Source organism: Polyangium sp. 15x6, from assembly GCF_029960785.1.
Taxonomy (GTDB): Bacteria; Myxococcota_A; Polyangia; order Polyangiales; family Polyangiaceae; genus Polyangium.
Genome location: NZ_JASBQE010000202.1, coordinates 1 through 6789 on the forward strand (window position 1 = coordinate 1; position 6789 = coordinate 6789).

Sequence of the window (6789 nt, forward strand, 5' to 3'; positions counted from 1 at the left end):
TCCTGCTCGATCTCTGCACGAATCGCCGCCGCTCGCTGATGGTTCCGCATCGGGTGCTCCCTTCGGGGCACCAGCGTCGGAGGAGCGAGCCGTCGGTGTCAGGACGGGGGTGGGCGAGGTGGTACGATGAGTATGCATACCTTTATGCGACGCTACTGCGGCATGGTGTAGAGGCTCGGAAGGGTCTTGTCTGGTTGGATAGGCTTCGGGAGAATGGGTTTCGGTCGAGGTTTACACTGCCAGCGAGCGCAGATGCGACAGCGCTCGGGTGTGTTCTGCGTTGATGAGTAGCACCAGATTCGTCGTCGTGCTATCCAGTGATCCCTCGCAGTTCGGCTGGGATGACCGGGAAAGGAACCCGATCATGCCAATCCGGAAAGTCAACCGCCGCGGGGAAACCCGGCTGTTCATTGACATCCGCTACAAGACGAAAGACGGACAGCGGGCAAGGTACCGCAAGGATGCCCAGGTCCAGACGCTCCCCGGCGCTCGTGTCGAGGAGAAACGCGTCCTCCTGAACCTCGCCCGCTTCGGCACCCCGTACGCGCCCGAGGACGAGGTTCCCGCGCCGCCGGCAGCATCCCCCGCCGGCTCCCCTCCCACCCCATCCACCACCCCCGCCCTCCCCACAAAGACCTTCTCCGAAGTCGTCAGCGAATACCGCTCCACCTTCATGCTGACCGACCTCAAGGTCACCACCCGCCGAGGCTATGCGCTCGTCCTCGACCGCCACCTCCTCCCGACCTTCGGCGAGCTCCTGCTCGCCCAGGTCGACGGAGCCGCGGCCGCCGAGCTCGACCTCGCGCTCTCCAAGCAGGACCGCGCCCGCGCCACGCGAAACAACGTGCAGATCGTCCTCCGATCCGTGCTGCGTTTCGCGACGAGCCGCGGCTACCTCGCGGGCTTGCCCCCCGCGTTGCCTCGGCTCAAAGCCGCGGAGAAGAGCATCCTCGAAATCCCCTCCGAAAGGGACATCGACACGATTCTCGCCTCCGCGGTCCCGTCCCAGCGCCTCGCGTTCGCGCTCATGGCGTACGCCGGCCTTCGCCCCAACGAAGTCCGCGCGTTACGTCGGCGCGACGTGCTCCTCCCCGGGACAAACGGCGAAGCGCAAGGCGGCTTCCTCAGCGTGCGCGAAGGCCGCTCCTACGGCGAAACGCACACGCCGAAGACCGGGCAACGCGAGATTCCCATCACGGCCCCGCTCGCGCGGCTCCTCGAGCACGTGGAGCACGGGCCGAAGGATGGGCGCGTCGCGCTCAACCAGCAGGGCAAGCCGTGGGGGCAGTACGGGCTCACGCAAGCCTTCGAGCGCGTGCGCGACCGCGCTGGGCTCGGAGGGTGGAGCGTGTACGGGCTGCGGCACTTCGCGATCACGTCGTGGTTGAGGGCCGGGGTGCCCGTGCACGTGGTCCAGCGCATGGCGGGGCACAAGCACCTGTCGACGACGCAGGGCTACGTGCACCACCTGAAGGAAGACCTCGCCGAGGCCGCCCGGAGGATCGCGAAGGCGACCGAGGGGCGGGGCAACAGCGGGGCAACGGAGCCCGGCGAGCCGGAGCAGGGGCGGGGCAACGGACGGGGCGATGGTGGGGCATCGCACGATCCGCGACCGGTCAAGGGGCGAGGCCGGAAGGGGTGACCGTCACCACGGAGCTGCTCGCGACCCGCCGGGGTCGAGGAGAGGACCCTGGGGGGTTGGGGCAACAGTGGGGCAACGCGTTTCCAGACGGCCCCGGGGCAACGGTGGCGGGATGCGCTAACCCCGCGGAATCATTGGGCACCCCCGGCAGGAATCGGACCTGCGACCTTCGGTTTAGGAAACCGCTGCCGGGGATTCGGGAGCCCCCTCGCCAAAGTATGAGAATGACATCGAAAACAGCGTCGTTCCAGGCACTTTCGCGAAGGTGAGGGGGTTCTTCGGAGTGCCCGGGAGCGGACGGGAGGAGACAGGACGATAACCTCGTCGTGGTAACGGGCTGGTAACGCGGGCGAGAGGACTCGTCTTGGAGTCTGTAGGGGGACGAAGCGCCGGGGAGCGTCCAGCAAGGCCGGTTCGTGGAGGGCGGCAAGGGGTCGCACTGAAATGTACGCTCCGGCACCTCGTCGTAGTAGGCACCGTTCCTGCGTCATGATAATTGGTGTGTATGGCGCCACCTCGAGCTCGTTCCTCTGGCGACCTACTCTCGCTTGCATCGCCGCTGAGCCTCCTGACGTTGGTCGTAAGTCTCGCGGCCTGTTCGGGTTCCGTGACGGCGCCGCCGAAGGTTTGGCGGGATGCGCCCGCGGCGGTGGCCGCGGTGGCGGCGAAGCGGCCGACCCTCGTGCGCGTGGACGGCAAGCTGTGGGTGGTGGGTTTGCCGGGCGGTCATGGGTGGGCGCGTCACCGGCGTGTCTTGCTCAGCCGGCATGATGCCAAGCTCGACATCGATGTGAAGATCGGCGTGGTGGCGGTGCTGGACGACAGCTACCGAACGGCGGCGCCGGTTGGAATCCTCTTCGAGGAGGAGGGAGCTTCGTTTGACGGTGCACAGGCGACGCTCGTGCCGAGTGACCAACGTCTGCGTATTGGTCGAGGCTTTGGCAGCGTCAGCAAGGTCGTGACCACGAAGATGCTCGAACTGGATCTCGGCCGGCAGGATGGGGTGGGGATCGGAGACGTTTACGAGATACGTGATCGGAACGGTGTCTCCACCATTGGCCGCGTTCGTGTCGTGAGCCTGGAGGATGCGAGAGCGAAGGCGGAGGTGATCAACGCGGAGGGCGTGTTCGCGCTGGGGCAGGAGGTTGTGTATCAGCCCAAGAGCGCGGAGGAGCAGAGTAAGAGTGCGACGGTGTCGATTGTGGTCTGCAATTTCGAGCCGAAGGCGCAAGACAAGAACGTCGCGTTAGCAGGCCAGGCGTTTGCATTTGATCTGGCGGAGCATTTGCGAAAGGCGGCGGGGGGTTGGAAGGGCCTTGAGGTCAAGCATGTGCCGTTGATGGTGCGTGACGACGGACAGGCGAGGAAAGTCGGCCGCGAGCGTCGAGCGGATGTGGTGGTGTGGGGAACGGCGATGTGCCTGGAGGGCAAGGGCTGCGCATTGCCGGTCTTCACCATGGTCGATGAAGGGCGGCTGGCGAAGGCCCGTGTGGATGGGCAGGAAGTTCGGTTCGATGCGCTGAACCCGGGAGCATCGCTGGAGCGCGGGACAGCGCGTGATCCGGCGGGCCTGGTGTTTTGGCTGCTGGGGACGTTAACATTCGAGGCGCAACGGTTTGGCGACGCTGCATACTACCTGGGTCACGTTCCGGAGGGGGCGCTGAAAGGCGACGATCGGTATCGCGCGTTGTGGGATCTAGGTCAAGCACAGTACTTCCTGGGACGTCTGGAGCATTCGATGGCGGCAGCGGGGACACTGGAGCGAGCAGCGCGTGGGCATGATCGTCGTTGGGAGATGGGCGGTGTCGTTCGGCGGGCGCGGATCCTGAGGGACAAGGGCCAGGTCGACGAGGCCCTCAAGCTCCACAAGGAAGCACTCGCGGTGTTTGAGGCTCTAGGAGACCGCCGCTCGCGTGCCGTAATGCTCGCAGACATCGCCACGATCCTGACAAACAAGGGCCAGGTCGACGAGGCTCTCAAGCTCTACAAGGAAGCGCTCGCGGTGCACGAGGCGCTGGGGAACCGCCTCGACCGCGCCGTCATACTCGACGACATCGCCCGGATCCTGAGGGACAAGGGCCAGATCGATGAGGCCCTCAAGCTCCATAAGGAATCGCTCACGGTGTTCGAGGCTATGGGTAACCGCCACTTGCGCGCCGTCTCGCTCGGAGGCATCGCCAAAATTCTGACGAGCAAGGGCCAGGTCGACGAGGCCCTCAAGCTACTCAAGGAAGCGCTCACGGTGTTCGAGGCGCTGGGGAACCGCCGCTTTCAGGCCATGACGCTCGGATACATTGCCCAGATCCTGAAGGATAAGGGCCAGGTCGACGAGGCTCTCAAGCTCCACAAGGAAGCGCTCGCGGTGTTCGAGGCGCTAGGTGACCGCCGCTCGCGCGCCGTCGCGCTGGGAGATGTCGCCGGGATCCTGACGAACAAGGGCCAGGTCGACGAGGCCCTGAAGCTCCACAAGGAAGCGCTGATGGTATACGAGGCGCTGGGGGACCGCCGCTTACTGGCCATGGCACTCGGAAGCATCGCCCGAATCCTGAAGGACAAGGGCCAGGTCGACGAGGCCCTCAAGCTCCACAAGGAACGACTCGCGGTGTACGAGGCGCTGGGAGACCGCCGCTGGCGCGCCATCACGCTCGGAGACATTGCCCTGATCCTGACGCACAAGGGCCAGGTCGACGAGGCCCTCAAGCTCCACAAGGAACGGCTCGCGGTGTACGAAGCGCTTGGGGACCGCCGCTCGCACGCCGTGACGCTCGGATACATCGCCCAGATGCTGAACGACAAGGGCCAAGTTGACGAAGCCCTCAAGCTCCACAACGAACAGCTTGCGGTATACGAGGCGCTGGGGGATCGCCGCGAGCGCGCCATCACGCTCGGAGCCGTCGCCCGAATCCTGAAGGACAAGGGCCAGGTCGACGAGGCCCTCGAGCTCCACAAGAAACGGCTCGCAGTGTTCGAGGCGCTGGAGGACCGCCGCTTGCGCGCCGTCACGCTCGGAGACATCGCCATAATCCTGAAGAACAAGGGCCAGGTCGACGAGGCCCTCAAGCTCCACAAGGAAGAACTCGCAGTGTATGAGGTGCTGGGGCACCGCGGCTCACGCGCCATAACGCTCGGAAACATCGCCCGGATCCTGAATGACAAGGGTCAAGTCGACGAGGCTCTCAAGCTCCACAAGGAACGGCTCGCGGTGTTCGAAGCGCTGGGCGACCGCCTCTCGCGCTCCGTCACGCTCTACGACATCGCCCGGATCCACCTCTCCCGAAAGGAAATTACCAAAGCGGTTCCCATGCTCCGCGAGTCCTACGCAATCGCCGTGGCGCTCGGTCACGCGTTCCAAATCGCCTTCGTCGGGGAGACCCTCGCCAGAACACTCCTCCAAACGGGCGCGAATCAAGAAGCCGAGCCGGTTGTCACCCGCGCTTCCGAGACCCTCACCCAAATCGGAAAACCCGACCGGGCGAAAGCACTCCGCGACCTCTTGCGCAGCACAACAACCCCCTTGACGCCAAAGCAACAAACCGCCCCATGACCTGGGACCAACCTCGACTCACCAATCTTCGTAAAATCCTCGCGCCCCTCTACCCACGAGAAGCCGCACAACGCCGTATCGTGCATGAGGCTGGTCTCGATGAGACCCTCATCGCGTTCGACCCCTCGGCCGCAAACACCTGGTCCGAGATCCTCAAACACGCCAGTCATCGCGACGGCAAAGTCGACGCGATCTTGCGCATCGCGCTCGACGAGCACCCCGAGAACGAGCTGCTCGCACGCGCCAAGGAGCCAGAACCTCCTACCCTCCTCGGTGACGACCTCGCCATCACCTGGGAAGGCCCCAAGAATTCGCGTCCGCTCCTGGAAAAAATCATCGGCGAGGCCAGCACGCTCGTCCCCGTGAGTTACCTCGCCGTCGGCCTCAAGCGCGCACGCGCCGTTGCCAAAGTAAAATGCCACAACGGAAGCTGTGGCTCCGGGTTCCTCGTCAAGAACAACCTCCTCGTTACGAGCCACCACGTCATCGAAAGCGCCGAAATCGCTTCACAGGCCGTTGCCATCTTCGATTTTCAACAAAACGAAGAGGGGCTCGCCGAAGAGGCTACCACAGTCCGGCTCCGCCCAGACCTCTTCTTCGAGACCGCCAAAGAGCATGACTGGACCGCCGTTCGCGTCGAAAGCAACGCAAATGACCGCTGGGGTGCGCTCGATATGCAGCCCGCTTCCGTGCGCGAAGGCGATCGCGTCAATATCATTCAACACCCGGGCGGCGGATATAAGCAACTCTCGTTTTACGCCAATGCCGTTGCGTTCGTGGGACATCAACGGGTACAATATCTGACCGATACTCTCCCGGGCTCGTCAGGCTCACCGGTGTTCGATCGTTTTTGGCGTGTCGTCGCCCTCCACCACGGAGGCGGCTGGCTCCCCGAGCCAGGCAAAGACACCACACACACATTTTTTCGCAATCAGGGCGTCCTCATCGACGCCGTGATCGACGGTCTGACGCGCGCAGGGGGCGTGACGTAAAGAGCCTTCACCATGAAGAAAGAGCTGGTCGCCCTCAGAAAGCTCGCCGCAAAACGATTTTCACACGCCACCGCTACCAGGATCGTAGGCGATGCGGAACTCGATACGAGCAGGATCCCGGTTCATCCCGCAGCCGCAGACTACTGGGACGAGATCCTCAAGCACGCCGAGAAAACAAAGCTCACAGCATTGCTGGATGTGCTTGCGGCGGAAGCGGGCAAAGACGATCACGAGTTACTCGCGGCTATCAAGGAAGCTCGCGCAATGCGGCCGAGCACCGACACGGTGCCGCGAACGCCGCAGGGCAAACGGACCCATTATTCTATCATGGTGCTGGTGGGGCTCGCTGTCGCGATAGGGATCGCCATCCTTGGGAGAAACCCTCGCATATCAAAGCCTGAACCGCAGCAAACCCTCCCCCCCAGCGGGATGGCGCCTGCGCCGGTGGTCCCCTCGCTTCCGAACGTTCGGCCTACCAGTACAACCGTACCACCTCGCCCACCCCCGTCCTGACACCGACGGCTCGCTCCTCCGACGCTGGTGCCCCGAAGGGAGCACCCGATGCGGAACCATCAGCGAGCGGCGGCGATTCGTGCAGAGATCGAGCAGGA

The 6789-nt window shown here is 64.2% G+C and carries 4 protein-coding genes and 1 tRNA gene; 4 read left to right on the plus strand and 1 reads right to left on the minus strand.

Annotated features, from left to right (window positions below; all coding sequences use genetic code 11):
- Positions 1 to 364 precede the first annotated feature (364 nt).
- Positions 365 to 1642 carry a site-specific integrase gene (locus tag QHF83_RS52525; RefSeq protein ID WP_282425737.1) on the plus strand — a complete coding sequence of 426 codons (1278 nt, stop codon included), beginning with the start codon at positions 365 to 367 and terminating at the stop codon, positions 1640 to 1642.
- Between the two features lie 139 nt (positions 1643 to 1781).
- Here the strand turns inward: QHF83_RS52525 and QHF83_RS52530 are convergent.
- Positions 1782 to 1846, minus strand: a tRNA-Arg gene (locus QHF83_RS52530).
- 403 nt (positions 1847 to 2249) lie between these two features.
- Here QHF83_RS52530 and QHF83_RS52535 point away from each other — a divergent pair.
- The 3 genes from QHF83_RS52535 to QHF83_RS52545 are packed head-to-tail and all read left to right on the plus strand — an operon-like array spanning position 2250 to position 6691.
- Positions 2250 to 5186, plus strand: coding sequence for a tetratricopeptide repeat protein (locus QHF83_RS52535; RefSeq protein WP_282425738.1), 2937 nt, complete (start codon positions 2250 to 2252; stop codon positions 5184 to 5186).
- Positions 5183 to 6178, plus strand: a complete 996-nt coding sequence (locus QHF83_RS52540) for a trypsin-like peptidase domain-containing protein (RefSeq protein WP_282425739.1) — start codon at positions 5183 to 5185, stop codon at positions 6176 to 6178. Before QHF83_RS52535 ends, QHF83_RS52540 begins: the two co-directional genes overlap by 4 nt.
- Before the next feature lie 12 nt (positions 6179 to 6190).
- The gene (locus QHF83_RS52545; RefSeq protein WP_282425740.1) at positions 6191 to 6691 is read left to right on the plus strand and encodes an effector-associated domain EAD1-containing protein; all 501 of its coding nucleotides are present in this window, start codon (positions 6191 to 6193) and stop codon (positions 6689 to 6691) included.
- The last annotated feature ends 98 nt before the right edge of the window (positions 6692 to 6789 follow it).